1 protein-coding gene is annotated in these 208 nt (G+C 66.8%); it reads left to right on the top strand.

Going from position 1 to position 208, the window contains the following annotated elements; all coding sequences use genetic code 11:
- A partial coding sequence (locus AC4HNJ_RS22145; RefSeq protein ID WP_490481765.1) for a hypothetical protein occupies window positions 1-208 on the top strand: 208 nt, incomplete at both ends.

Below are 208 nucleotides of genomic sequence, written 5' to 3'. Positions count from 1 at the left end.
TCGATCCGGCAGAACTGGTCAATGCGCCGCCGAAGCATGGCAGCAATCCGGTGGAGGTGGCCTCGCCTTCGGATCGCCGCACCGAAACCTTCCGCATCGCCGATCCCAAGCAGGCCGGCTATCCGCAGCCCGGCGATGAAACCGTGCCCGCCTGCTCGGGAGAAGCCCCCTTCCGGCAAGGCGGCCACAAGGTGCAACAGAGCTTCCG

The organism is Dyella sp. SYSU CM1112 (genome assembly GCF_058216415.1).
Note: the sequence above shows the minus strand (reverse complement) of the source record. Positions and strands in the feature narration are given on the sequence as shown.